Annotated in this window: 18 protein-coding genes and 1 pseudogene; 11 read left to right on the plus strand and 8 right to left on the minus strand. The window is 56.2% G+C overall.

Features of this window, described 5'->3' with window-relative positions; translation table 11 throughout:
* Nucleotides 1-3: 3 nt before the first annotated feature.
* From RBH71_RS04045 to RBH71_RS04070, 6 genes are all read right to left on the minus strand, one after another.
* Nucleotides 4-1,281, minus strand: a complete 1,278-nt coding sequence (locus RBH71_RS04045; RefSeq protein WP_162687872.1) for a hypothetical protein — start codon at nucleotides 1,279-1,281, stop codon at nucleotides 4-6.
* Nucleotides 1,278-1,841: a YdcF family protein gene (locus RBH71_RS04050; protein WP_323687150.1), complete on the minus strand. Its 564-nt coding sequence runs from the start codon at nucleotides 1,839-1,841 to the stop codon at nucleotides 1,278-1,280. Before RBH71_RS04050 ends, RBH71_RS04045 begins: the two co-directional genes overlap by 4 nt.
* A 142-nt stretch (nucleotides 1,842-1,983) precedes the next feature.
* Nucleotides 1,984-3,129 (minus strand): MraY family glycosyltransferase, encoded by a 1,146-nt coding sequence (locus RBH71_RS04055; RefSeq protein ID WP_111801559.1) that lies wholly within the window; start codon nucleotides 3,127-3,129, stop codon nucleotides 1,984-1,986.
* Nucleotides 3,130-3,383: 254 nt separating this feature from the next.
* Nucleotides 3,384-3,881 carry a DUF4038 domain-containing protein gene (locus RBH71_RS04060; protein ID WP_323687151.1) on the minus strand — a complete coding sequence of 166 codons (498 nt, stop codon included), beginning with the start codon at nucleotides 3,879-3,881 and terminating at the stop codon, nucleotides 3,384-3,386.
* Nucleotides 3,878-4,642: a DUF4038 domain-containing protein gene (locus RBH71_RS04065; RefSeq protein ID WP_323687152.1), complete on the minus strand. Its 765-nt coding sequence runs from the start codon at nucleotides 4,640-4,642 to the stop codon at nucleotides 3,878-3,880. The genes RBH71_RS04060 and RBH71_RS04065 overlap by 4 nt, the downstream gene beginning before the upstream one ends.
* A 64-nt stretch (nucleotides 4,643-4,706) precedes the next feature.
* Nucleotides 4,707-5,906, minus strand: a complete 1,200-nt coding sequence (locus RBH71_RS04070; RefSeq protein WP_112161415.1) for a glycosyltransferase family 4 protein — start codon at nucleotides 5,904-5,906, stop codon at nucleotides 4,707-4,709.
* A gap of 270 nt (nucleotides 5,907-6,176) precedes the next feature.
* Between RBH71_RS04070 and RBH71_RS04075 the strand changes: the two genes are divergently transcribed.
* Together RBH71_RS04075 and RBH71_RS04080 are read left to right on the plus strand one after the other, a co-directional pair.
* Nucleotides 6,177-7,409, plus strand: a complete 1,233-nt coding sequence (locus RBH71_RS04075) for a polysaccharide pyruvyl transferase family protein (RefSeq protein WP_112360988.1) — start codon at nucleotides 6,177-6,179, stop codon at nucleotides 7,407-7,409.
* 255 nt (nucleotides 7,410-7,664) lie between these two features.
* Nucleotides 7,665-10,099: pseudogene (locus RBH71_RS04080) on the plus strand (oligosaccharide flippase family protein).
* Between the two features lie 33 nt (nucleotides 10,100-10,132).
* Here RBH71_RS04080 and RBH71_RS04085 read toward each other — a convergent pair.
* Complete coding sequence (locus RBH71_RS04085) at nucleotides 10,133-14,512, minus strand: CheR family methyltransferase (RefSeq protein WP_323687153.1); 4,380 nt, start codon at nucleotides 14,510-14,512, stop codon at nucleotides 10,133-10,135.
* Between the two features lie 692 nt (nucleotides 14,513-15,204).
* Here RBH71_RS04085 and RBH71_RS04090 point away from each other — a divergent pair.
* The 4 genes from RBH71_RS04090 (at nucleotide 15,205) to RBH71_RS04105 (ending at nucleotide 20,098) form a co-directional block, all read left to right on the plus strand.
* Nucleotides 15,205-15,933, plus strand: a complete 729-nt coding sequence (locus RBH71_RS04090; RefSeq protein WP_038493595.1) for a LuxR C-terminal-related transcriptional regulator — start codon at nucleotides 15,205-15,207, stop codon at nucleotides 15,931-15,933.
* Between the two features lie 216 nt (nucleotides 15,934-16,149).
* Nucleotides 16,150-17,553 carry a glutamate-1-semialdehyde 2,1-aminomutase gene (locus RBH71_RS04095; RefSeq protein ID WP_111827714.1) on the plus strand — a complete coding sequence of 468 codons (1,404 nt, stop codon included), beginning with the start codon at nucleotides 16,150-16,152 and terminating at the stop codon, nucleotides 17,551-17,553.
* Nucleotides 17,554-17,670: 117 nt separating this feature from the next.
* Nucleotides 17,671-18,741: an NAD-dependent epimerase/dehydratase family protein gene (locus tag RBH71_RS04100; protein ID WP_003517624.1), complete on the plus strand. Its 1,071-nt coding sequence runs from the start codon at nucleotides 17,671-17,673 to the stop codon at nucleotides 18,739-18,741.
* 13 nt (nucleotides 18,742-18,754) lie between these two features.
* Nucleotides 18,755-20,098 (plus strand): DUF4910 domain-containing protein, encoded by a 1,344-nt coding sequence (locus tag RBH71_RS04105; protein WP_111801553.1) that lies wholly within the window; start codon nucleotides 18,755-18,757, stop codon nucleotides 20,096-20,098.
* Nucleotides 20,099-20,102: 4 nt separating this feature from the next.
* Here RBH71_RS04105 and rfbC read toward each other — a convergent pair whose 3' ends face one another.
* Nucleotides 20,103-20,630, minus strand: coding sequence for a dTDP-4-dehydrorhamnose 3,5-epimerase (gene rfbC / locus RBH71_RS04110; protein ID WP_111801552.1), 528 nt, complete (start codon nucleotides 20,628-20,630; stop codon nucleotides 20,103-20,105).
* Nucleotides 20,631-20,937: 307 nt separating this feature from the next.
* On the opposite strand from rfbC, the gene RBH71_RS04115 reads away from it, so the two are divergent.
* The 5 genes from RBH71_RS04115 (at nucleotide 20,938) to RBH71_RS04135 (ending at nucleotide 26,703) form a co-directional block, all read left to right on the plus strand.
* Complete coding sequence (locus tag RBH71_RS04115; RefSeq protein WP_111801551.1) at nucleotides 20,938-22,230, plus strand: methyltransferase domain-containing protein; 1,293 nt, start codon at nucleotides 20,938-20,940, stop codon at nucleotides 22,228-22,230.
* Nucleotides 22,227-23,039, plus strand: a complete 813-nt coding sequence (locus RBH71_RS04120; protein WP_019566371.1) for a glucose-1-phosphate cytidylyltransferase — start codon at nucleotides 22,227-22,229, stop codon at nucleotides 23,037-23,039. Before RBH71_RS04115 ends, RBH71_RS04120 begins: the two co-directional genes overlap by 4 nt.
* The gene (locus tag RBH71_RS04125; RefSeq protein ID WP_323687154.1) at nucleotides 23,036-23,689 is read left to right on the plus strand and encodes a PIG-L deacetylase family protein; all 654 of its coding nucleotides are present in this window, start codon (nucleotides 23,036-23,038) and stop codon (nucleotides 23,687-23,689) included. Before RBH71_RS04120 ends, RBH71_RS04125 begins: the two co-directional genes overlap by 4 nt.
* Nucleotides 23,690-23,775: 86 nt before the next feature.
* Nucleotides 23,776-24,486, plus strand: a complete 711-nt coding sequence (locus RBH71_RS04130; RefSeq protein ID WP_065663168.1) for a response regulator transcription factor — start codon at nucleotides 23,776-23,778, stop codon at nucleotides 24,484-24,486.
* 54 nt (nucleotides 24,487-24,540) lie between these two features.
* Entirely contained in the window at nucleotides 24,541-26,703 is a 2,163-nt protein-coding gene (locus tag RBH71_RS04135; RefSeq protein WP_323687155.1) for a polysaccharide biosynthesis tyrosine autokinase, read from the plus strand.
* The last annotated feature ends 26 nt before the right edge of the window (nucleotides 26,704-26,729 follow it).

Here is a 26,729-nt window from a genome sequence, read left to right on the forward strand (position 1 = left end):
GGCCTATCCTCCGGCTTGAGACGTCAAGGATGGTATCGCGTACCGACGCTGCTGCACGCGCGCGGGTATGACGGCAAATGCCAGCGCCGGCGCTGCAAACATCAGCATATGCACCCAGACCATGAGAACCCAGTCGGTCTGATGCGAGATGGCGTGCATGGACGGTATGATCGACAACAGATAGGTGAATTGCGCAGCGAACTCGCCCGTGTTTGCGGTCACCCAGATCCGGCGCACCAGATAGGCGAGCAGGAAAAATTTGAACGCCCCCAGATACCAGAAGGATCCGAACGCATCCGCCATTCCGGTCTCGGTCGTGCCGAGGACAGGATTGTAGTCGCGCGATTGAACCGGCACCGGCAACATGAAGGATTGCTTGACCTCCACGCCCACGAGTTGCGCGGGCACGAAGTTGAACACCAGCCTGTTCCAGTGGAACTTGCCGTAGTCGAATTGCAAGGTGTTTGCGGTGTTGTCGATCCGCATGATCGCGTTGCGCATCTCGTCGCCGCCGTCCCGGAACACTTTCTCAAGATTGCCGATGACATCTATCCTCTTGATGTCATCCCACACGGGAGCGTCGTTGGCCTTGGTGATGGCGCGGTAGTCGCCCATGCTGTTCATCGACAGTGTGCCGAGGAAAAGCGCAATGATCACGAAGATGCGCGGGATCGCCCATCCCTTGTAAAACCACCATGCCAGCGCGAACATCATGATGAGTTCCACCGCTTCGGCGCGCTTTCCGGTTATCACGATGCGATCCAGGTAAAAGACGAGATCGAACGCAAGGACGGCCAGCGCCAGCCAGGAGAATCGCCGTGCAAGGCAAAGCACCGCAATGGCCAGACCATAACTCAACAACCGCGAAAAGAAGATGTACATGACCGGAACTCCGGTCATCTGCACCGCAATGGTCAACTCTCCCGGCAAACGGCTAAGCTTGAAATAGAAGTAGGCGCCGGCGACCGAGAGAACGGCTGCGACGATCAGCAGACGTGTTTCGTCGAAATCGATACGGAAGAATGCAAAGGGTTTTGCCGTTCTGCTCCATCCCCACCAGCACATGAAAAGGCACAGCATCATGAAAAGCGCGGCTCTGGCAAACGCGCCTTCCGGCAGGAACCGTTCAGACGCCAGTCCGGGAACCTGCGGCAAAATGAAACTGAACGTGATGACGCCCGTCAGAAACGGGAACTCGTAAATTCGCTCCCGACGCATCATTCCCCAACAGATGAGCAGGATAACACCACCGAAGAGGCAAAAAACCAGAAGCGTGCTCATGAGGCGAGCCCCGCCTGAACCGGAGGCAAATCCCGCACGAAACTGCTTCTGATGTCGTAGAGGAGCGCTTTGGCGTACTCCTTGAACACCTGCACCCCGTCGCCGTCGATGGCAAGCCGCCACAGCGACACAGTTCGTTGCGCAGGAAGGGAAATCCACTGGACTTGAGGCATCACAAACCGGAAGCGCTTTACTGCGCGCCGTGAATGAAACCAGCTCGTGACCAGAATGGCGCTTTTTGCCCCCATTCCAGTCAGTATAGGCTGTGCGAATGTCGCGTTTTCCCAGGTGCTGAGCGAAAGACATTCCGTTGAGACGGCTGCGGAATCCACCCCCAACCGCACCAGCATGTCACGGATGAAGTCGCAATCCCCATAACCAGTCACCAGAACGAGCGGCGCCCTTCCCTCGTGCCATAGTTTTGCGGCCTGGGCAGCTCGAGGAGGACCGTCACCGCCCAGAACAACGATGACGTCGGCTTGCGCAGGCGGGTCCTCCACGACAAGGAGCGACCCCGCTGAAACGAGGGCAAGTCCGTAGAGCCCGATTGCACTCAGCATCATCAAGCCCAGTAAAATCGCGTTCCGTTTCAATGGCGGAGCATTTCTGATGTTCCGGGAAATGCGCGAACGCGAAAGCCGTCCTTTCGAAACCGGTGTCAAGGGAATTCGCGGTCCGGGCCACGGCGCTTTCATGATGCGATTACTCTTCATTCGCCGATTGAATGGCTCTTGGCTCCGGTGCGGCGCTGGCGGCGACCGGTAGACGCACCACCTCGCGGTAGAGATCGAAATTACCCCTGTTAAGCCATGTTTTCGAGAGGTAGCCCGTCGCGGTAAGGACGAACGCGGTGTGAAGGGCAATCGGCACGAGAAGGCCGGCGGCCATCATTTCCGCCGGAACACCTGATTTTATCCCGGCAAAACCGATGCCGCCGCAAATGAAGGAAATGACGACCAGCGTGTTCGTTGCCGCCGCCGGCGTGAAACCATAGTCCAGCAGTAGATGATGAAAGTGCCAGCGATCGGCCGACATTGGACTGCGACCGTGCATGATACGACGGACAATCAGGCTGAGCGTATCGGTGATCGGCAGGATCACGATCCAGAGCAATGCCGGAAAGGATACGGCACTGCTTGTGGTCGCCAGCAGGACGATCACATAGGCAATCGTAGCACCCAGTGCGGTACTGCCCGCATCGCCGAGGAATATGCTCGCCCTTGCACGCCATGGACCGCGCATGTTGAAGACCAAAAAAGCGCAGAGGCACACGCAGAGTGCCTGAAGCGGCGCGATGATGTCGCCGACACCTGCGAAGATCGCCACGATCATCAGCCAGATCAACGCGACACCCGCAGTGCCACCTGCAAGCCCGTCGACGCCATCGAGCATGTTCCACGAATTCACCAGCCCGGTCACGAAGAGAACTCCGATGACGAAAAATAGCGGCAGGAACAGCTCGGAATGCTGCGTGAACAGCACGCCGATGGAGAGAGAGCCGATATCGGCGCCGCCTACGAGAGCGATCGCCATTGCCAGTTGCATGAGAAGGCGTCCTGCTGCGGGTAGCGGCCGGCGATCATCGACAACGCCCATTAGTAGAATGACCGCCAGCCCGAGCCAGAAGTTCATGCCGAGAGCCTCGCTCCACCCACCGACGAATGCGGAAACAGCGAAAGCGGCAAAGATTGCGATGCCACCGCAAAGAGGAACGGCTCCCGTGTGGCGTTTGCGAATTGAATCGGGGCGATCCACAAGCTGAAACACAATGGTCAGGCGCCTGAGAGCGACGATGAGGGATACGCACAGAATGAAAGTGGCAATGGTGTTGAAGAGTATCCCCGACATGTCTGATCCCCACACTGAAGCTTGGCGGCGCATTTGCAACGATACTCGCCTCCAGACGATCCTAAAAAACACCGGCCCTGAGGGGTATGCGGGCAAAAGGCGTGTGAAATCCACCAAAGGGAGAGGGTGTCGAAATTAACGTCTACCCTCCCTACCCCCGAACCGGATCGACCATCGAAAGAGCTAGGTTTGAGACCTTGACGGCGAGCGACCACAAATGAACGACTCGGCAGCGAGCGGCATCTTACAAGTGATCATTCCTGTGTGGAGAGAACGGCAATCCAGTCCTGAAAGCCTAAAGCATTCGCCGATGCCGGCACCGTCACGTTACGAAGGCCGCTGCGGCCAAGACGCTCGATCGGTTCGATGTAAATTCCATTCGAGGGATCATACCAGCGAAGGGTTTTCTCGCCTGCCGCCAAACTGTCGAGATCGATCGCAACGGAAGGAGTGTCGAGATAGATCACGGCGAAAGACCCTTCCCTGTGGCGCGCCGCGAATGCGCCCGCATCGCTTTTCAGCAAGCTGCCCTGATCGGGTACGAGCTTCCACCATGCCAGTTGTCTGAAAAGCGAGGCCAGATGGGTGATGCTTTGAGCACCACGGCTGTTCAGCGAACCTTGCCAGCTGTCCTTCGCTTCATAAAGCCCGGCGGCGGAAAAATGCCAGACCGGATTGTTGCCGAAGAGCTGACCGCTCGCTCCTGAAAGCAGCGCACCATAGGCAATAAGACGAACCTGACGCTCCTTCACATCGTTCTCGCCTTCATATGCGCCTTCGATGAGGAAAAAGGACGTCTTGGTCCCGATCGGTAACGATCCAGCACCGCCGCCGCGACATTGCTGTAAGTATAAACTGAATCGATATCGAGCCAGGAAGCGTCCCGCCAAAAATCGCTCGTCACGGTATCGGGATTGCCATGCACGGTCTGCAATGCCGAAGGATCAGTTTCAGCGATCCCCATTGCAACAGCCATGACCAGATTGCGATCGGGCGGATCGTAATCCCCGCCCTGCACCCAGATGATGTTGGGGTACTTCGCAAAACGCTGCCCGAGATAGCGTCCATAAGCCCGCAGCTTTTCTGGCCCGGCCGCGACCATTTCCTGATACCATCCTTCGGGGCCACCGCGTGCGCCGCTATAGGCCGGACAGAGAAGCACCAGCAGGTTGCGACTTGCGGCTGCCTTTATGACGGCTTCTGCCCTGTCGAAATAGGCCTCGTTCGGTTGCTCGAAGGCATCGCCTGCGAAAGGTTTCTCGTCGTAGAAGTTCGCTGGCGCCTTGCGGGAGAACTGATGCTCGATCAACGATACAAGCACGGTGTTGAAGCCCTGCCGCTTTCGGGTTTCCAGGTAAAATTCCGCATCGGGAATAGAGGTGTCGCCAATGAGCGACCACGCACTGTCGCCGACAATCAGGAACGGCAGACCCTTGCTGTCTTCAAGATAACGCCCGTCCTGCGACGTCTGCAGCGGAAAAACGGTATCCTGTGCGTTGCAGGTCGAAAACATGCATAGCCAAAAAAAGAAGACGCCGCACAGATGTCCAAGTCGCCGCTGATCGCCGAACATCGCTTCAGAGCCGTTCACGAACGACGCGAAGCCAGTTTTTCAAGGGCAACGGCAGATAGGTTCGAAGGCCCGGCCTCAAACCGGCGGGAATAGACCAGTCCTCCATCCTGAGCACCGTTGACAGGCCAGGACGATCGTTCAGTGTCATGGTAATGACTTCGTTATAGCGTGCGGCCATCCGTTCGATGCTGAAGCGGTTCAGGACCATTTCCTTTCCCGCGATCGACATCCGCTCGAGAAGGTCGCGATCGGCATGCAAGCGCGCGATCGCATTGGCCGCTGCCGTATAATTGCCGATCGGGAACAGAAAGCCGTTTCGGCCCGGCTCGACAATCGTGTCCGTCACGCCACGGATATGAGACACGACCGGGACGCAGCCGCCGGCCATTGCCTCGATCATCGTCATGCCAAGCCCCTCGAAGCGGGAGGGCATGATAAGAACATCGTGACTAGCCATGATGACCGGTATGTCTGAAAGCTGAACGGATCCTGCGTAACTGACGCGATCACCATGGCCGTCTAGCCTTCGCTTGAGCTTGCCCATATCCGGACCATCTCCGACGATCGTCAGGCGTACCGCCTCGGGCGAGGCATCCAGTATCTCCCGCAGCCACATCACGCCTTTCGATGCATCTTCAATGCGGCCGACGAAGAGAACCTTGAGTTCCGGCCCCCGGTTGACGCGCCGAACCGCTTGGCTCCGGAACGCATCGCTGTCCACCGCATTCGGGATTGCGTAGGTGCGATCCTTCGAAAAGCCATTGCGCGCGACCAGATCGGCGCGGCACCGCTCCGATACGCCGATCGTAACATGGGCATAGTCCCGGATCGAGCGCGCGGCAGCGTATGTTCCGGGTGAGATATTATGAACGACGAGAATACGCAGGATACCTTCTGGCAGATAGCGCGCGATATTTGTCTGCAACTGATCGCCAAGAACATTGACGATCACACCGTCGAACCCTCCGTCTTCGATGGCAGCCGCCATTCGCGCTGCACATTCGCGTTCGCTGAGATTGACGGGCATCCGCAGCAATTGACCAAAAGCCTTCTCACCCTGGAGATCGAAAGGCAGTCCGAATGTTTCCTTGCACACGCCGAGCCATCGCACGTCTATGCCATAGGCGGCGAGACCTTTGCGAAGATGTTTGAAGACGGAATAGGTGCCGCCGATATGGGGAAGAACAAAATAGGCAAGCTTCATGGGACACTCTCGCTCTTGCATCCACAACCATGCCGCAACGGATCGACGGCGGATGGTTCGAGTGGCTGCTAAGGCGACATACTAAAAAGCCACGGGATGACAGTCAGTTGCATCTTAGGCTTAGCTGTATCTTCCTTTGAGCGGTTTGCGTCAGTCAGACTATTCGTTTGGCGTAAGACGCAACCCGAATGTCGGTGTGGGGTCGTACTGCTCCAGCGGATATCAATGCCATATCGAGCGTGTCGGCGCCGGGCTGCGATTGGAAAATAAATGAGGATCACTCTCCTTGGACAATTTGGCTCTGGTAATTCGGGCAATGACGGATCGCTGGAAGCCATGCTCCTTTATCTGCGCAGGATGAGGCCCGATGCCGATCTGTTGTGTATCTGTGCAAGTCCGACAGTCGTAAGTGCGAAGTTCAATATTCCTGCGATGGGTGTTGGGGGGCCTCCCCTGACGAATGCATGGATGAGGCAACTGGACAAGCTACTCGGCAAGGTGCCTTCACGGCTCATGCTATTGGTCAGTTCCCTCTTTAGTTTCGACAAGGCTGACCTGATGATCATACCGGGGACCGGCATTCTCGATGATTTTCAGGAAAAGTGGTTCGGCTGGCCCTTTGTCGTGTTTTGCTGGTGTCTCGTTGCACGCCTTCGCAACACACGGATCGCCTTCGTCAGCATCGGCGCCGGCCCGATGAAAAGCCGTCTCAGCCGCTGGTTCCTGCGCTCTGCCGCACAGATGGCCTCCTATCGATCCTACCGGGACGATTTCTCGCTCAACTACATGAAAACGATCGGTGTCGACGTGTCGCGAGACCACCGTTACCCCGATATCGCCTTTGATCTTCCTTTTCATGTCCCCCACCGGCAGAGCCCCGCCGACGGCGTAATGAGAATAGGCGTCGGCGTCATGGACTATCGCGGCTGGCGTCACAACGATCCCGAGGCCGCCAGGATTTACAAGACCTACATCCACAAGCTCTCACGGCTCGTGAGCTGGTTGATCGGTGAAGGCCATCGCATCACCCTTTTGATGGGAGACATTACGGACAGGGTCGCCTGCGCGGATCTGATGTTTCTGCTGACGGATATGCTCTCCGAGGACGAGTTGGCGAAGATCGACATCAGCTCGGCCGCAACGCTGCGCGATATCATGCAGCAGATGGCAGCAATCGACCTTGCGGTGGTGTCGAGATATCATGGAGTTGTCTGTTCCCTGAAACTCGGAAATCCGACGATATCAATAGGTTATGCCAGAAAGTTCGATGATCTGATGAACGATTTCGACCAGGAGAAATTTGCCCGACACATCGACACGTTCGAAGTCGAGGAAGTTATCGAGCTGGTGAAGGAGATACTCGCTGGAGCCGGGGCGGTAAGACAGCGGATCGACCGCGCCAATGATCGCTTCAAGCGCCAGCTTTCCGAGCAAGAGGCGCTACTCGGCCGGGAATTTCTCTCAACTGATGCCGTCGCAACGCCGCAGAGCGTTACGCCTTAGCAAAGGTGTCACGCAGCCTAATGCTTTCGACGTAATACCGAGGCTCTTCAACACTCGACGGGAGTAGTGCGCACAATGTCGCACGCCCTTCAACGGACATTCTCCAAACGGCCTACACCTACGGATCCGGCTGCCATCCCAACGGTCAGATTTCCAAGATCCAAGTCTCCACTCTAGATTTGACGCTACCGTCGATTATCGGCGACGCTGTCGGAGCCCTCGATGCACAAAGTCCGCCGCGCCTTTTTCATGGCCATGCTGGAACAGCACCTCGGAATTGCGATCAATCTCGCTCTGATCGCGATCGTATCGAGACTATTGTCGCCGGCGGAAGTTGGCTTTGCCGTCATCGGCTACGGGGTGACGTCGGTGATCTTCGCCTTTCGCGAATTCGTTTCGTCCGATTTCCTCATTCAGCTCGATGTCGTTGAACGCGATGACATCAACACGTCGCTTACACTCTTGCTCCTCGTCAGCGGCATTCTCGGGATCGTTCTCTATCTATGCGGACCCTATCTGGCGATTTTCTACCACCAGCCCGGTCTCCAGCATTATCTTATCCTCGCAATTGCCGCCGTCATGGCCGAAAGCCTGGGCATGCCGGCGTTTTCAATGCTGCGTCGACGGCTGGCATTCGGCACCATCGCACGCGTCCGAACCATCGGCCTCGTGGCTATGGCTGTCGTGACGATCTTCGCTGCCAGCAATGGATGGGGCTTCGTCAGCTTCGCGCTCGGCCTGCTCGTCGGCAACAGCGTTGCCAGCGCCCTTGCCGCCTATGCCGATCCGGCCCAGCGTACAGCACGCCTTTCGCTCAAGTCGTGGCGCCGTATGGCCGATTTCGGCCGTTACAGGGGCGCTGCAACCATCGTCGACAAATTGTACGAGTCCCTGCCGCAACTGGTGCTCGGCTTTGCCATGACACCGACAGCGGTCGCGATCTACAATCGCGCCAATACAGTTTGCTCCATTCCCGATCGCATTTTCCTCTCAGCAATCTTTTCCTTCGCCTTCCCGGCACTCGCCGCCGAAGTTCGCGAAGGTGGAGACGTCCGCAGGTCCTACCTGCGCGCCCTCAGTTACATCACCGTGCTGTATTGGCCGTCGCTGATCATGGTGGCCATTCTCGCCGATCCCATCGTGCGCCTTGCACTTGGAGACCAGTGGCTCGCCGCCGTACCGATCACCCGGATTCTCGCGCTTGCGTCGATCTTCTGGTTTCCCATGGTTTTGACAACGCCGCTGCTGATCGCTCTAAACGCCAACCGGGAGGCTTTCCTGGGCAATTTCGTCTGCCGCAGCGTCTCGGCAATTGTGCTCTGCTCTGCCAGCTTCTTCGGCCTGACCGCGGTAGCGCTGAGCCAGTTCGTCACGCTGCCCTTCCAGATGCTCGTCGCCTTCTATCTCGTCAGACGCCATGCGCACTTTAAATTACCCGAACTGTTCGCAGCCATCGGGCCGAGTGCCGCCGTGACCCTTGCCGCGATTGTGGGGCCGCTTGCCATATCTGCCTGGATGGGATTCCGCTTTGATTACTCCCTCGCCCAGACTGGCGGCGCCGCCCCTCCTTTCGGTAACAGGCTGGGCCGCTTGCCTGTTTCTTCTGCGTCACCCACTCGTCAGCGAAATACGTTCGACGCTCGATGCTTTTGCCGGGCGTCTGCGCAGGATCGGAAAACCTCCTGCATCGGCTTCCATTTCCGACACCGTCGTTCCCGCAGCGGTGGAACCATGAGCAGCATCGATATCGTGATCCCCAACTACAATTACGGTCGCTTTCTGGAGGGATGCGTAGAAAGCGTCCTTGGCCAGAACATCCCGGACATGCGTATCCTCATCATCGACAACGCCTCCACAGACGAAAGTGTCGCGGTCGCCCGGTCTCTCGCGACAACAAATCCCCGTATCGAAACGTGCCTGCGGCCAAAGATCTTGGCGGTCACGCGTCTTTCAACGAAGGCATTGATTGGGCCCGGGCCGACTATTTCGCCATCATCTGCGCCGACGATGTCCTGTCGCCGGGAGCACTCGCGCGCGCGATGGAGGCGCTCGACAATCACCCCGGCGCGCACATGGCCTTCGGGCGCACCGCCTTCTTCCGTGACGACGCCGAAATAGAATCGGGCCTTCGCAGCGACGCCAATGGCATGCAGCTTCATCGGGGCATGGACTTCATCGCCAAAATTTGCGCGACGGGACGCAGCCCGGTGCCAGGCCCACTCGCTGTCACCAGAACACACATTCAACAACATGCCGGTCACTATCGGCCAGCACTGCGCCATACTGACGATGTCGAGATGTGGATGCGGCTCGCAGTTCTGGGCGATATCGTCGAACTTGACGCCGTGCAGAATTTCACCCGTATCCACGGTGCCAACCAGTCGGCCATCCTTGATAACGTCCTTGCCTGGAATACCGAAATCGAAGCCGCGCTCGAAAGCTTCTTTGGCAATGAAGGGGCTTTGCTTGCCGATGCCCAAACCCTGCTCCGGCGCGGTCGCGCGAGCCTGAGCGATCGCGCCTATTGGTGTGCGCTTTCCAATCTGGTCCGGCGCCGGCCCGGCGCGGGTGCCCTTCTCGCACAGGCTTTCCGCCTGAGACCCGCTTCAGCGTTTCTGCCGCCGGTAAGTTATCTTGTGCGCCGACCTGATGCGTTGCATCGAATTCGCGCAGCGATCGCCCGCCGATAGTGATCGACCGGCCAAATTTTCGATGATGAAGGCCTATTCTTCTGCATTCAGGACAAGCCGCAAGAGCGCCGGCAACGAAGTGGATTTCGTTCGGCGCATTATTGAGGCGCGATGATTCTCGACAGTGCGCTGACTAAGCTTCAAATCGGCTGCAATGACCTTGTTGGCCTGCCCCTGAACAATTCGGTCAAGGATCTGACGTTGCTTGCGAGTAAGCATCGCCAGCGTGGCTCGAGCTGTTTCACGCCGCTCTTCGCGCTCGTTCGCATCACGCGATCGCTCGAGGGCCGACTGCACGCTCCGATATATTTCCTGGTAAGAAAAAGGCTTCTCGATGAAATCGGCCGCTCCATATCGCATCGAATTGATTGCCATACGGACATCGCTGCGACCCGTGATCACAATCACCGGAAACCGATGATGTCTTTCTTTCAGCAAACGTAACAACTCCATGCCGACCATGCCGGGGAGATACGCATCGACAAGCAGACAACCTGATCTGTCGGGCTTGTAGTTTGCAAGATACTCTTCTGCCGAAACATAGGTTGCGACCACCCAGCCTTCTCCTTCGAACAGAGCGCGCAAATTGTCTCTTATGTCCTGCTGGTCGTCTATGACTTCGATGAGCCTGCCCGTCATCGGCTCCATATATTCAGGTTCGCTTATGTGACCTGCTCTCTCGCCGTTTTGGCGAACGACCAGTGTCTCCACCATCTGCATGACGTCCTTGAGTTTCGCCGGCTTGTGCAGATAAGGAATTTCGTGCTGAGCAAAATCCCTCAGGGCCTTGCTTGAAATATCGCCAGTGAGAATGAGTGCCGGAACATTTTGGCGGAGTGCTTGCCGAATATCTTCAATCGCAGCTATGCCATTCCCGCCTGTAGGAAGATTGTAGTCTGCGAGAACAACGTCGGGCATGAACTTCAGCCCTCGAACAATCGCGATCGCTTCGGCAGCAGTTGAGGTCGCAGCGACCACGTATCCAGTCTGCTCCAGACCGATCTTGAGCAGATCGCGCATTCCGTTTTCGTCTTCGATGATCAAAATCGACGCGGACGACAGGGCGATCGCTTGACGCGAATTGTCATCGACTGGCGCACGCAATGGCGCAAGCGGCTCCCCTACCGGCGCCCGATCGATTTCGATCATGAATGCGGAACCTTCATGCAATCGCGACCGCACCGCTATCTTCAGTCCCAGAAGTTCGCTCAGCCGCTTGACGATTGACAATCCCAGCCCCAAACCCCGGTCTTCCGCGCCAGCAGATGCGTCGAGTTGATGGTATTCCTGGAAGACTTCCTCTATATGGTTTTCGGGAATGCCTATACCGGTGTCCCACACTTCGAACCGAACCTTTGCATCGACCCGGCGACAACCGACCAGAATTTTTCCGCTCGGCGTGTATTTCAGTGCATTGGATAAAAGGTTGCGAACGATCTGCTCGAACAGGCGGGGATCGGTGCGAACGGCAAGGCTGGACGGTACGACACGGAGTTGCAGCCCCGCCGCCCGAGCGGGATAATAAAATTCCTTGAAGAGCCTTCCCAGAAGATCGCCAATCGCAAAGCTCACGATCTGCGGTTCCACCATCCCCGCTTCGATCTGGTTGATGTCAAGAACAGAGTTGAGTATACCCAGCATCGAGGACAGCGTCTCCCCCATCCTCTGGACGAAAGTGCGTGCTTGCCCTTCAGCCACGTTCCTTTCCAAAAGCCCGTGCAACAGCTTCAAGGTTTGCAGCGGCTGACGCAGATCGTGGCTTGCCGCAGACAGGAATTGCGACTTGGCCTCGGTCGCCCGCTCGGCGAATTTCTTGGCAGCTTCCCTGCTTTCGGCAACCTGTTTCTGGGCACTTATATCGATGAAGGTGATGACCACTCCGTCGATTGCCTCGCTCGCGCCGCGATAGGGTTTGACGCGGCGGACATACCAGCGACCATCGGGTCCTCCTATCTCTCGGTCGATTGTGTTGCCTCGGAGCAGCGTCGCCGTTGCGTCGACTTGAAGCGTAATGTCGCCATCAAAGCCGCTAAGGTCCGAGAGGGGACGGCCGACATCGGAGGATATGATGTTGAATACCGAACGGGTGGCCGGTGTGAAGAACCGTATACGAAGGCTGGAATCCAGAAAGAGCGTCGGGACATCCGTGCTGTACAGGACATTTTGCAGATCGTTGGAAACTGCCCGCTGACGCTCCAGTGCTTCTTGCAATTGATTGTTGAGGGCTGTCAGCTCTTCATTGAGGGATTGCAGTTCCTCTTTCGAAGTAAAGAGTTCCTCATTCGTCGACTGATACTCCTCATTCAGAGACAGCGCTTCGGCGGTGATCTGCTTCTGTTCTTCGCTGGCAATTTCCAGATTGCGTATGGCGCCCTGCAATTCCGCCCGTGTCTCCTCCAGTTCGAATTCAAGCTCGGTAATGGGCGACGCATCTGTCGTTGATGATTTCTGCGATCGGACAACACCGTTGGCCTGCGCAGCATCCTCCACAAAACATATGAGGAACAGCTCTTCACCCTGACTGAAGAGCGGCTCGACATGAATGTTGAACTCGATGTGTGCGCCGTTGCTGTCGAGTTTTGCATTTTTGGCTACGAACGGCTTTTGATCCCGGCTCGCATGGTGGATCGCAGACCTGATCTTATTATGGAGCGCCGTCGGTGTGATGGCGAACAGGTCATGCGATGCCGGGCCTGAAGCGATCCGCAGGAACCTTGCTGTCGGGCCGATGGAGTAGAGATACTCATACTTCCGATTGACGAGGATTGCGGCGGGCACGTAGCTACCCAGCAGAACCTGGGAAACCGCCTCGGCAAGCGCACTGTGCCTCGACGCTGAAGTCACCTTTCCTAGCGAAGAGGGAATTCTGACATTTCCGCCCGCAACCGCACCGAAATTAAGATCACCGAAAACCGGCGGCCCGATACGCCGATATACCCTTTCGGATTCCGAAATCAGCTTGAAACGGTCATCCATTCCGCCAACGGTTTCGGATTTTCCGACCAGTAAAATGCCGTTCTCCCGCAGGGCGAACCTGAAAAGCGACAAAACCTTGGCTTGGGCTTCCGCTTCGAGGTAAATCAACAAGTTGCGGCATGAAATCAGATCGATCCGTGAGAACGGTGGGTCGCTGAGGACATTCTGCACGGTAAATACCACCGCCCCACGCAGTTGGGCCGTCACGGTGTATCCGTTGTCATCCCTTACGAAATATTTTTCCAGCAAGTCGGGCGGCAGCGATTTGGTCGCCTCATGTGAATAATGTCCATCTCTGGCAATTGCCACCGCCTCGCTATCAGCGTCCGAGGCAAACATCTGAAACTGGAGACGAAGGCCCATGGACTGAATGAGCTCGAGGAAGAGAATAGCCAGAGAATATGCTTCTTCCCCCGTGCTGCATCCAGCGACCCAGACCCGCACTGCTTCGTGAGCCGCTTTTGCATGGAGAATATCCGGAATAATGGTATCGCGTAGAAAGTCGAACACCTTCCCGTCGCGGAAGAAGCTGGTGACGTTGATCAGGAGATCCCTGACGAGATTTTGCCGCTCGTCTTCGCTGCTTTCGAGAATCTCAAGATACCGGTCTATCTTCTCAATCTCGATACCGAGAACCGCCATGCGTTTTTCGACCCGGCGCTGCATCGTTCCATGTTTATAGGCCGAAAAATCATTCGCTGTGGAAACCCTCAATATCTCGATGATCCGGCCTAGCTGGGGCATTCGGCGCTCTATCGAGTGATCGGCTCGAAGCCGCGACAAAAGCGCAATATGTTTGGCGATGGCCGCAGGCATCTCTTCGACCGGTAAAACCGTAGCGCCAATGCCCAGCGAAATGACACTTTCGGGCATGCCGCCAAACTGTGCCTCTTGAGGCTCCTGGACCAGAACAAGTCCCTTGAAATCCCTGATCTGCTGGACGCCGGATGAGCCATCTGACCCCGTGCCGGACAGGACAGCGGCTATCGCCCACGGCCCGAATTCCTTGGCCATAGAACCCAGGAGAAAATCAAACGGCAGAGGTGCCTCATGCAGTTCCCGCCGGGGCGACAGATATATCCTTCCTCCGTCAACCGACATCAGGAATTTTGGTGGAATGACATAGACGTGCTCGGGCTCTATCAAGGCAAGGTTGACAGCCTCCGTTACGACCATAGTCGTTTCGCTCGCCAGAAGTTCTGCGAGCATGCTTTCATGCGACCGGTCAAGATGCTGAACGAGAAGAAACGCACAGCCGGTTTTTTCAGGCAACGCTTTGAGCAGGGCTCTGAACGCATTCAGTCCACCCGATGAAGCACCGACGCCGACAATCGGGAACATCCTAACAGGACGTCCTTCCTGTGATCCGGACATCGAACCGGTGTCTACCTCGAAAGTAGAAGGAACCTTGTTACTATCCTCGCCGCGTTCCGCCATATTCACTCTCGTTAAAATTGACGCGCATTCCAAATAGAGATCGACCCTTGCGAAGCGTCAGGCGTTATGGGTCAACAAGTCTTGAAAGCAGCCATCAAGGCCTTGAGATCATCGGTCAGGGATACATAGTCACCATTCCCCGTCACATGCGGGGCGCAGCGCGTCCGATTGTCGTGAGATGCAATTTCAAAATACGATTAACACGCATAAGTTGCTGACATCGCGAACAAAAGCACGAATGGAGGATGATAAATCAATCCGGCCGCGATTATAATTCATCCATTATAGTTAGTGGTGTCGCGCAAAACATGATGATGGCCTGAAAGAATTATATTTCAACAGTTATGGCGTGTCTGGTTGTCTACCCACATCATGCCAGATTGAACGCCCGCTCGAAATCTCAATCAAAAGTGAGTAATTTCCGAACCTTTTCCAGTTGCGATACTCCATTGTAGGATGCCGGAGTCGAAATTCGGGTAGTGCCACGTCTGTTGATTTCTGGCCGATTTTTAAATTCCGAAAAATCCAGACCGCAACAGAGTAGCTTCCGAAGTTCTGATTGATGACGGCGTTCCGGGTTGAATTACTTCAAACTTCCGTGGTGCCGAGATCTTAGAAAGAAAATCTTCGGTTGCGTCTCTGCCAAGCCAGACAGATCCGCAAAGCACTCTTTAGCGCGGATAGGACATACCATGCTGACATCAGTTCCCAACAACGGACATAGCCAATTCTCATCAAATTTCCATGTGGTTGCGCACTCGAAACCTATGGAAACTTCGGTCAGAAAGCTGGCGATCATCGACGACCGTGCGCTCGACCGTGAGTGTCTGGCTCAGAGCCTGATCGCATACGGCCTTGATATGGAAGTCGAGTTGTTTTCATCACTCGACGACTGGAGACATGCTCCAAACGGCCAGCATAGCGGCATCCTGGTCAACGTCGGTCGCAGCGATTTTTGCGATGACGTATCCCTTCATGAGTTGCGGGAATTCATTGCCGATTTCCCCTATCTGCCGGTCGTCATTCTCGCTGAAAACCGCGATCTGCGTCAGGTCATGAGGGCGTTTGACGCGGGCGTTCGGGGATACATCTCCTCGTCGATAGGACTGGCGGTTTGCGTGGGCGCCATCTCACTTGCATTGGCAGGCGGCGCTTTCGTATCAGCTGAAAATTTGAGCGATCTCAGGCAGTTGCTCGTGGTTGCGGAAGACAAGGAACGCCAGCGTACGGCCATGTTCACCCAACGTGAGGTCGACGTTATCAACGCATTGACGCAAGGTAAGCCAAACAAGATCATCGCCTATGAGCTCAATCTTCGTGAAAGCACCGTAAAGGTACATATTCGCAATATCATGAAGAAAGTAGGCGCCAAAAACAGAACAGAAGTGATCTTCAAAATATCCGATCTCTTCAAAAACTAAAATCAAGTGTCGTGCGGTGGACCTATTGCAGAACCATAATTGCCTGCGGGTGTCGGGCCCCGCATGATGCGGACGCATCGGAGCGATTATGACGGGAAGGCTGTACATCTCCTCTAAGCCTTTCGGCTAGCATTCCCAACATAAAGACGGGGTAACGGCCACCGAGCCGGATACGGTAATCTACGGTCATTGGACATATGGACCCGGGATTGCGCCATGCAAACTTTCGTCGAAAATTTCGAAAACTCGGATCGTCTGCGCCAGCGCTCCCGCAACATCATACCGGGCGGTGCACATACCTATGCAAAGGGTGACGACCAGTACCCTGTCCTGTCTCCCGGCTTCATTGAAAGGGGATATGGTTGTCATGTCTGGGATGTCGATGGAAATGAATACATCGAGTATGGCATGGGCAATCGGGCTGTCGGCCTTGGCCATGCCTATGCCGACGTCGTAGAGGCGGCGCGTGCGGAACTATACCGCGGCTGCAATTTCACGCGCCCGTCAAAGATCGAGGTGGATTGCGCCTCGACCTTCCTTGATACGATCCAGACGGCCGAAATGGTCAAATTCTGCAAGAACGGTTCCGATGCGACATCCGCCGCGATACGACTTGCACGAGCTGTTACCGGCCGTGACCTGATCGCGCGCTGCAGCGACCACCCCTTTTTCTCGACGGACGACTGGTTCATCGGAACAACGGAGATGAATGCGGGCATTCCTCAGGCGATCCAGGATCTGGTCCTTGGCTTCAGCTACAATGATCTGGCGAGTGCGCGCAGTCTGTTTGACCGCTTTCCAGGTCGTATCGCCGCCTTTATTTTGGAGCCGTCACGCGGTGATCCGCCTCGGGACCAGTTTCTTCACAAACTCCAGAAGCTTTGCCACGAAAACGGCGCGCTTTTTATTCTCGACGAAATGATCACCGGCTTCCGCTGGGATGCAGGTGGCGCGCAGAAGACATACGATATCGTCCCCGATCTATCCTGTTTCGGCAAGGCGCTGGGGAACGGCTTTTCGATTTCCGCACTTGCCGGCAAGCGGGAGTTCATGGAACGAGGCGGTATCGATCAAACCGATGCCCCCCGTGTCTTCCTGCTTTCGACGACGCATGGCGCGGAAACGCATGCGATGGCGGCGGCCATCGCGACCATGAAAGTTTACACGCAGGAACCCGTGGTCCCACATCTGGTCCGACAGGGAAATTCGCTGCGCGCCGCCATCAGCCAGATCGCAATTGCGCACGGACTGGATTCCTACTTCGGCATTCAGGGCCACTCCGCCTGCCTCAGCTACTTCACGCTGGACCAGACCGGAAAGCCGTCTCAGGCTTTTCGCTCGCTGTTTCTGCAGGAAACCATCCGTCGCGGCCTTCTCGCACCGTCTCTCGTTGTAAGCTACACGCATGAGGACGAGGATATAGCCAAAACGCTTGACGCCATCGATGGAGCGCTCGTCGTCTACCGTAAAGCGCTGGAATACGGCGTCGACAAATTCCTGACGGGACGCCCATCCGAGGTTGTCTTCAGGCGTTTCAACGGCAACGCGCAGCATCACGCCAGCCATGGGTTGGTCATGGCCGACATGCCCGGATTATCGGAAAGCATCCGAAAGCCTTAACCGGCCGGGGCACCTAGACCGTTCGCATTATCGATACAGCCGCTTTGCGCGGTGCATCGATCTCGCCTGAAAAGATACGCTCGTTGTAATCGAAAATAGATTTTGAGGGGAAATTTCATGCACGTTCTGGTCACCGGGCATCGCGGATATATCGGCTCCGTCATGGTACCCATCCTGCGCAAGGCGGGTCACGAAGTACACGGCTATGACACTGAATTCTACCATCGCTGCGCTTATGTTCCAGGCGGACCTTTGCCGCAGGTCCCCGGCGTATGCAAGGATATCCGCGATATCCAGCCTTCGGATATGGAAGGTTTCGACGCTGTCATTCATCTTGCGGCGCTGTCCAACGATCCGCTGAGCAATCTCAATCCGGAAATTACCTATGAGATCAATTACCGCGGCAGCGTTCGGGCAGCGCGAGCCGCAAAACAGGCCGGCGTCAAGCGTTTCATCTTCGCCTCGTCGTGCAGCAATTACGGCGCCGCTGGCGAGGGACTGGTCAACGAGACGGCAGAGCTGAAACCGGTATCGGCCTACGGCACGTCAAAGGTCTTGGCGGAGCGGGAGATTGCAAGCCTCGCGAGCCCCGGCTTCTCGCCGGTCTATATGCGTCCGGCAACAGCGTATGGCCTTTCGCCCATGCTGCGTTTCGATATCGTCCTCAACAACCTGACCGCTTGGGCGGTGACGGAAGGACTGATCCTCCTGAAATCCGACGGATCGCCATGGCGCCCAATCGTTCACATCGAGGATATTTCGCGCGCCTTTCTGGCTGCGCTCGAAGCGCCGACCGATGCCATACACAATCAGGCTTTCAACGTCGGACAGGATGCGCACAACTATCAGATCCGAGAGATCGCCGAAATCGTCGCTCTCACGGTACCTGGATGCCGGCTGCAATATGCGAGCGATGCAAGCCCCGATACCCGTTCCTACCGCGTCGATTTTGGCAAGATCGCCCGTGCGCTTCCGGCGTTCAAACCGACATGGACGGCGGCCGCAGGTGCCGAGCAACTCTACCGGGCCTACAAGAGCGCCGGCCTGACAATGGCCGAATTCGAGGGACCGCACTATCAGCGGATCGGCCAGCTCCAGAAGCTGATCGGCGACAAGGATATCGACATCAACCTGCGCCGCCCCATGGCCGCGCCGCGCCAGAACGCCGATATTGCGGCATCGGTTTAAACAGGAGGCCCGGATGGGCAAGATGGAGCCTGGTGCAAAGCTGACAGGCGATGCATGGAGAGAGGCAGGTATCGGCCAGACTATTCATGATCTGGCTTCCCGCCTCTTTCCGATCTGTCGCAGCATCACCGGCAAAGGCGTGCGCGACACCATCGATATCCTTAAAGACTATATCGATATCGAGCAGCGCGCCGTCCCAAGCGGGACGCGGGTTTTCGACTGGACGGTGCCCCAGGAATGGAACGTCCGGGACGCCTATGTGAAGAACGGTGCGGGACGCAAGGTGATCGACTTTCAAATGTCGAACCTGCATCTCATGAGCTACAGCATCCCTCAACGTCGCGTGATGCCGCTGGCCGAACTGCAAGCGCATATCTACACCTTGCCGGCACAACCCGATCTCATTCCTTACAAAACAGCCTATTACACGGATGCCTGGGGCTTTTGCATGTCGCATCATGAATTCCTCAAGCTAGAGGAAGGCGACTATGAGGTCGTCATCGACACCGAAAAAGCGTCAGGCAATCTGTATTACGGCGAATATCTGCATATCGGACAAAGCACCAAAGAGGTGCTTCTCTTCGCGCATATCTGTCACCCGTCGCTCGCAAACGACAATTGTTCCGGCCTGGCATTGCTGACGTGTCTTGCTGCAGGCCTGAAAAGCAGGTCCACATATTACAGCTACAGGTTCGTCTTCGCACCCGGAACGATCGGCTCCCTGTCATGGCTTGCGCAGAACGAAGACGGGATATCGAACATTGCGCATGGTCTTGTGGTTTCGTGCATTGGTGACGGGGGCGGGCCGAACTACAAGCGCAGCCGCAGGGGAGATGCACTGATCGACCGGATCGCCGCCTGCACCCGCTGCGGAGAGGATCGCAAACATCTGGCAATCGCCGACTTCATTCCCTACGGCTATGACGAGCGCCAGTTCTGTTCGCCGGGCTTCAACCTGCCGGTCGGACTATTGCAAAGAAGCGCTTTCGGAACCTTTCCCGAATATCACACCTCGGCCGATAATCTCGACTTCATCCGGCCCGAACATCTCGACTCATCCTTTTGGATGATCATGGACATGATCGATGCTCTCGAAGACAACTGGACGCCGTTGAACCTTCGGCCCAAGGGTGAGCCACAGCTGGGAAAATACGGGCTTTTTCCTGCGATAGGCGGCCATAAGACGAATGACGACCGCACCATGGCCTATCTATGGATACTCAACCTCGCCGATGGAACCAACTCACTACTGGATATCGCCGAAAGGTCTAAAATGCCGTTTGTCGATATTGCGAGCGCTGCCGGCAGGCTGCTCGAGGCGGGCCTTGTCTCGAACCTCGGTTTCCTGACGCGCTAGACCTTCATTGCAAAGCGGGCCAACCGAGGTCCTTTTCCGATATGACCGAGGGCGGCGCAGGCCATTCTACACCTATCGCGGGCTCGTCATACCGGATCCCTGCCGCACTTGCCTCGGCATAGGGCACCGAAATCAAATAGGACACAGCAACGTCGTCGCTGAGCGACTGGAAGCCGTGTGCAAAACCCTCGGGAATGTAGAACTGCGCGCCATTGTCGGCCGACAACACCGTGCCAACCCATTGCAGATAGGTGGGCGAGCCCCGGCGCAGATCGACGGCGACATCCCAGATCGATCCTTTGACGCAGGAAACCAGCTTTGTCTCCTGATGCGGCGGTCGCTGGAAATGCAGCCCTCGTACCGTGTGTTTCAGCTTCGATAGAGAAAGGCTGTGCTGACTGAAGTCCGATACCAGCGCGTTGCTCTCAAATTCGCGTTTGCAGAACGTCCTGGCAAAAGAGCCGCGACTGTCCCGCACAGGCACCGTTTTGACGACCCAGAGCCCCTCGATTTTCGTCTTCTCAAACAGCATTCGGCGCTCCTGATGCAATCCCGTATTCAAGAAGAATTCTCCGCCATTTCAGCGGCTCCGGAATACACCCATAGGCAGCACCATACCTTGAAGGCGGGCTGGCAAATAAGTCACCCTTTCGGTTGCGGAAACCAGCCGCCGGAAGCGAATTTTAGCGGATTCCAATATAACCCTACGGCTTATGGATGACGTTTTCGAGCCGAATGCAGTATCGTCACCCACCCCGATCCATAGTATTTTTTCCAGTTAATAAAAGAATTTTCTGAAATTCACTCGAAGACAATGCGATGAAATCAGGGGGCGTCAGATGAATAATGAGGCAGTTTTTTCTGCAAGACTGAGCTCGACGCATCACGTCGGGCTTTGCCGTCTTTGCAGCTCGCCATTGGTGCATACCTTCGTCGATCTTGGAATGTCTCCGCCCTGCGAAAGCTTCGTCGCAGCTGACGCAGCCAACGACGTCGAGCCGTTTTATCCGCTCCACGCATTCGTTTGCGACGAATGCTTCCTCGTCCAGCTTCAGGAATATGTAGCGCCCGAGAATATTTTCACGGAGTACGCGTATTTCTCCTCGTTCTCGGACAGTTGGGTCGCTCACGCAAAGCGGTACTGCGACATGGTCATCGAGCGCTTCGCGCTTGGCGAATCCAGTTTCGTTGTCGAGCTTGCCAGCAACGACGGGTACCTGCTGCAACATTTCCTGACCAGCAACATCCCGATGCTCGGAATTGAACCGGCGGTCAACGTCGCAAAGGTGGCGATCGGCAAAGGTATTCCGACACTGACTGAATTTTTCAACGAGGCTCTAGCAACCGATATGGCGGCCAGAGGCCAAAAAGCTGATCTCATCATCGGCAACAATGTCCTTGCCCAGGTGCCTGATATCAACGATTTCGTCGCCGGTATGAAAGTGCTGCTTAAGCCTGAAGGCGTCATCACCCTTGAGTTCCCGCATATCGAAAAGCTAATCGCGGAAAACCAGTTCGACACCATCTATCACGAGCACTTTTCCTACTTCTCATTGCTGACCATAGAAAAAATGGCCCGCCGTCATGGGTTAAAGGTTTTCGATGTCGAAGAGATTCCCACACATGGCGGTTCGCTGCGGGTCTTTTTCTCGCACGAAGACAGCAAGTTCCCGCGTGAAGCCCGCGTGGATAGCCTCCTGGAACGGGAGCTGAATGCCGGGCTCGACAGAATAGAGACCTATACGGCCTTCTCCGAAGCCGTGCGCCAGACAAAGCGAAACCTCCTGTCTTTCCTCATCCGCCTCAAGGAGATGCGCAAATCGATCTGCGCCTATGGCGCACCGGGAAAGGGCAACACGCTGCTGAATTATTGCGGTATCGGCACCGATTTCATCGATTTTGCAGTCGATCGCAATCCTTACAAACATGGTCGCCTCACGCCGGGAATGCATATTCCGATCCGGCCCGTGAGCGAAATCCAGCGCATGAAGCCGGATTACGTTCTCATTCTCCCCTGGAACCTGAAGAATGAGATCGTTGCACAAATGAACGACATCAGAAACTGGGGTGGGAAATTCGTCGTTCCAATTCCCGACATATCCATCATTGATCCGAGGGAGTTGGTACAATGAAGGTCGTCTTGTTCTGTGGCGGCAGGGGTACTCGCATCAGGGAATATTCCGAAAGCGTCCCGAAACCGCTGATCCCGCTCGGGTCTCAACCGATCATGCGGCATGTCATGCAATATTACGCCCGTTTCGGGCATGAGGACTTCATCCTCTGCCTTGGCTACAAGGCGCATGTCATAAAAGAATTCTTTCTGAACAGCCGGCCGGAAAGCTATGCCGACTGCGTCATATCGAGCCCCGGACGCGTGGAATTGCTCGAGGAACTGCCAAGGGACTGGCGCGTATCCCTGATCGATACGGGGATATGGCGCAATATAGGCGAGCGCCTCTGGGCCGTACGTCATCATCTCAAGGGCGAGAAGATGTTCCTTGCCAATTATAGCGACGGCCTGACCGACGTCGATCTCGACGACATGATTGCCCAATTCGAAAAGAGCGACAAGCTCGCCTGTTTTCTGGCTGTCAGACCGCCCCTCACTTACCACCTGGCGGAGATCGACGAGAGCGGAAGGGTCCGGGAATTTCGGTCGTCGGAAACATCCGACATGTGGATAAACGGCGGCTACTTCCTGATGCGACCAGAAATTTTCGACTACATGCGCGAGGGTGAGGAACTCGTGCTGGAACCGTTCTCGAGGTTGATTTCTGAAGATAAATTGATGGCCTACAAACATGAGGGTTTCTGGCGGTCAATGGATACGCTGCGCGACTGGCAGACGTTGGAGGCAATGGTAGAGCGTGGTGACATGCCATGGATTGGAGACGATGCCTCGATGGCACGCAAGTCGTCAAACACGAAGCTGCTGCCATGAAAAACATGTCCCTCGCCTCCGCCGGTGATCACCTGTCGATCCTTTGTCTAGGAGCTCACTCCGACGACATTGAAATCGGCGTCGGAGGCACGGTCCTCAGCCTGCTTTCAAAGGGCGTATTGCTTGATGTCTATTGGTGCGTTCTCAGTGCCGGGAACGAGCGGGCCCTGGAGGCACGCAGTTCCGCCGAAGCTTTTCTTGCAAGAGCAGCATCCTACTCAATTGAGCTGGCATCGTTTCAGGACAGCTACTTTCCCTCGCAGAGCCGCGAGATCAAGTCATGGCTGCTGACATTGGGCGACAAAGTCAGCCCCGACGTCATATTCACGCATAGCCGCGAGGACGCGCATCAGGATCACCGCGAAATCAACAGGCTCACATCCAACATCTTCAGAAATCACCTGATCATGGAATACGAAATCCCGAAATGGGACGGCGATTTCGGCAGAAGAAACGCCTACGTGCCGTTGAGCGAAGACGCGATGAACATGAAGGTCGAGCTTCTCTTGCAGCATTTTGGAACACAGAGATCCAAGGACTGGTTCGATGCGGATACCTTTCGCGGTCTGGCGCGGCTGCGGGGAATGGAATGCCGTGCGCCTACACGTTTTGCGGAAGCCTTTACCGTCAGGAAGCTGACGTTCGCCTGAACAGGCAGAAGGCCCGTTTACGGTACGAAATCGACGTTTTGCGGAAATTAAAAGAAACCAAAAACAATACAGGGGGCATTGTCGTCATGATCCAGAACCACATCTCCGAAAACCCGCCGGAAGGCACACTGCATCCGCAGGCCGCAGCAAGTGCGGCTGGCTATATCGGCATCATAGATCGTCGCATGCTGGAGCGGGAATGCCTCGCCCATAGTCTCAACTATCAATATGCGGACAGGCGCATCCTGACCTTCTCCAATCTCGGCGAATGGCAACAGGCACGCGCGGAAATCGGCATGCCTGCGGCAGTTCTGGTCAGTGCCTGGCCCGGTCCGTCCGCAGAGACAAACCGCGATCTTGCAGAGATTGTGGCTGCCGTGTCTCCGGCCGCCGTCGTCGTGCTCTCTGACGATCAGGATATCAATACCATTCTGGATACGATCGCTCTTGGCGTGCGCGGGTACATATCGAGTTCCGTCAGCATCGACGTCTGCGTCCAGGCGATCAGTCTTGCAATCGCGGGCGGCCGTTTCATACCAGCCAGCAGCGTCATGAACATGAAAAGTCTGTTCGGCCTGACTGCACACGCATCCGTTCCTCCGACGAAATTTACAAGCCGTCAATCGGCTATTGCGGAGGCCTTGCGGTGCGGAAAGGCGAACAAGGATATCGCTCTGGAGCTGAACCTTTGTGAAAGCACCATAAAGGTGCATATCCGCAATATCATGAAGAAGCTTGGTGCAACGAACCGCACGGAAGTTGCCTGCAAGATTGGCGACATGGCGTACGACCGCTAAGCACACGACATCCACTGACCGCTACCGAACGCCCCGCTTACAGCAGGAACCGTCATGATCCAGTCGTCATCATCTCCGGTTGAGCAGGAAGGTATTTCCCGCTTCATATCCATACTGCGGGAGCGGCGCAGAGCCGTCTTCATCTGCTTTCTCGCCAGTTTCGCAATCGCGGCAATCGGCTATGCGCGAACCCCGATCCGTTACAAGGCCGAGGCAACCCTTGCGCTTGATGTCCGTAAGCTTCAGGCGCTCCCCACTGAATCCGTGGTCTCTCCGCTGCCTCAGGAAAGCCCGGTGCTTCGAACCGAACTCGACATCATCGGGTCGAGGTCCATGGCGGAACGGGTTCTCGTCATCCTGCAAAAAGATCGACTGCTCGAAGGGCGGCAACCCAACTCCGACCGGGCGGACGCCGACGCGATCGTGCTTGGCAACGACGCCGAGACATCGAAAATGATCGATAACCTCATGACCAATGTTCGTGTGATGAATGATGGCCGGTCGTATACAATCTACATATCCTATTACGCCAACGATCCGGCGCTTGCCGCGAAAGTCGCCAATGCTTTCGGAGCAGCCTATATCGACTATCAGATCGACCTCCAGACAACGGCAACCCGGCGTGTCAGCGCATGGCTCGGCGAACGGCTGGTCAGTCTTCGGACGGAACTCGAGGAGTCCGAACGCCAGGCGTCGCAATTTCGCGAAAAATCCGGATTGATAGACACTGGTGGTCTTCCGTTGCAGTCGCAGCGTCTTTCAAGTCTAAATGTCGAGCTGACAACGCTACAGGCCAAGTTGGCGGGGTCAAGGGCGCGCCTGGCCACAGCACTCGAACTGCAGAAAAGCGGTGACGGGCTCGGGATTACGGAAGTTCTGTCCTCACCATCAATCCAGCTTTTAAGGGCGGAGCAGGCAAGGGTCATCAGAGCCATTGCCCAGATCGATGAAAGCGGCGCCGTCATGAGCCCAGAGCGGCCGCAGTTATCCTCCCAGCTCAGTTCACTCAACAAGCAGATCGATTCAGAGATCGCCCAGATCATCGCTGCATTGCGCAACGAGATCGAGGTCAACGAAAAACAGCGGCAGGAAGTAGAGGCCAGCCTCAATGATGTGCAACGCGCCATTTCCACGACGGACATGGCAATGGTTCAATCCGGGCAACTTGACCGGGAAGCAGCAGCGAACCGCTCGATCTACGAGACATACCTTGCACGCTACAAGCAGACCATCGAACAGGACGGTATCGCAACTGCCGAGGCGCGGATCATATCGAGCGCCATGCCTTCCCGTAAACCGACCAGTCCTGACGAGCGTCTGTGGGCACTGGTCGCGCTTCTTCTTGGTTGCAGCACCGGCTTGGCGGCAGCTTTTATCCTGAACTTTACGGACCGGTCCGTTGGCTCCATCACGTCTCTTCAACAGAAAACCGGACTGAACGTCATCGGAAGCATTCCACGCATTTCCTTCAGAGAGCTCCAGAATACGCCCGGAAAATTCAGCAGCGGCGCGGCGGATTTCTACAGCGCGTTTGCCGACCTTCAGACCCACATACAGTTGGCCGAGAGCAAGGCGAAAGTGATAGCCTTCACCTCTTCGGCAGATGGAGAAGGCAAGACGTTCGTGATCGCCAATCTTGCCAGATCTCTTGCGATGAGCGGGGTTAATCTGCTGCTGATCGATGCCAATCTGCGAAACCCGGCTCTCGGGGGGGAATTCGATGTGGGATCGACGTCGCATGTTGGCCAGCCGGTCAGCCGTGAGGTGTCTCTGGACGACATCATCCAACGCGATCAGGCCTCCGGGGTCGATATCATCGTCGCCGAGAAAAGCGACCTGCCGCCAAATCTTGTTCTTGGAAGCAAGCGCTTCGCCGGCCTGATTGCAGAGGCGAGACAGCGATACGAACTGGTATTGATCGAGGCCCCATCCGTTTCCCATGACCTGGACCTGTTGCGGATCGCCACCCTCTCGGATGCCGTATCGTTCGTGGTCCGGCAGGACGTCGCAGATGGCACGGGCATGAAAAATGCCGTCATCAAGCTGCGGGTCGCGGGACGGCCGATCACAGGCATCATCCTCAACGGAATCCGACGCCCGAGAAAGCGCCACCCCCCGGTCTGGCCGAGGATTTTCCGGGACTGGAATACTCATTTCAAGCTGCGGAAACGGGCGACAAGTCTGCGCCCCCCGGCTGTCGTCCATAGCGAGAGGTGAAACATGCGCTTCGTGACAAGGTCCAG

Origin of the sequence: Rhizobium sp. AN68, assembly GCF_030758035.1 — a bacterium.
In the GTDB taxonomy this organism is placed as follows: Bacteria; Pseudomonadota; Alphaproteobacteria; order Rhizobiales; family Rhizobiaceae; genus Agrobacterium; species Agrobacterium tumefaciens.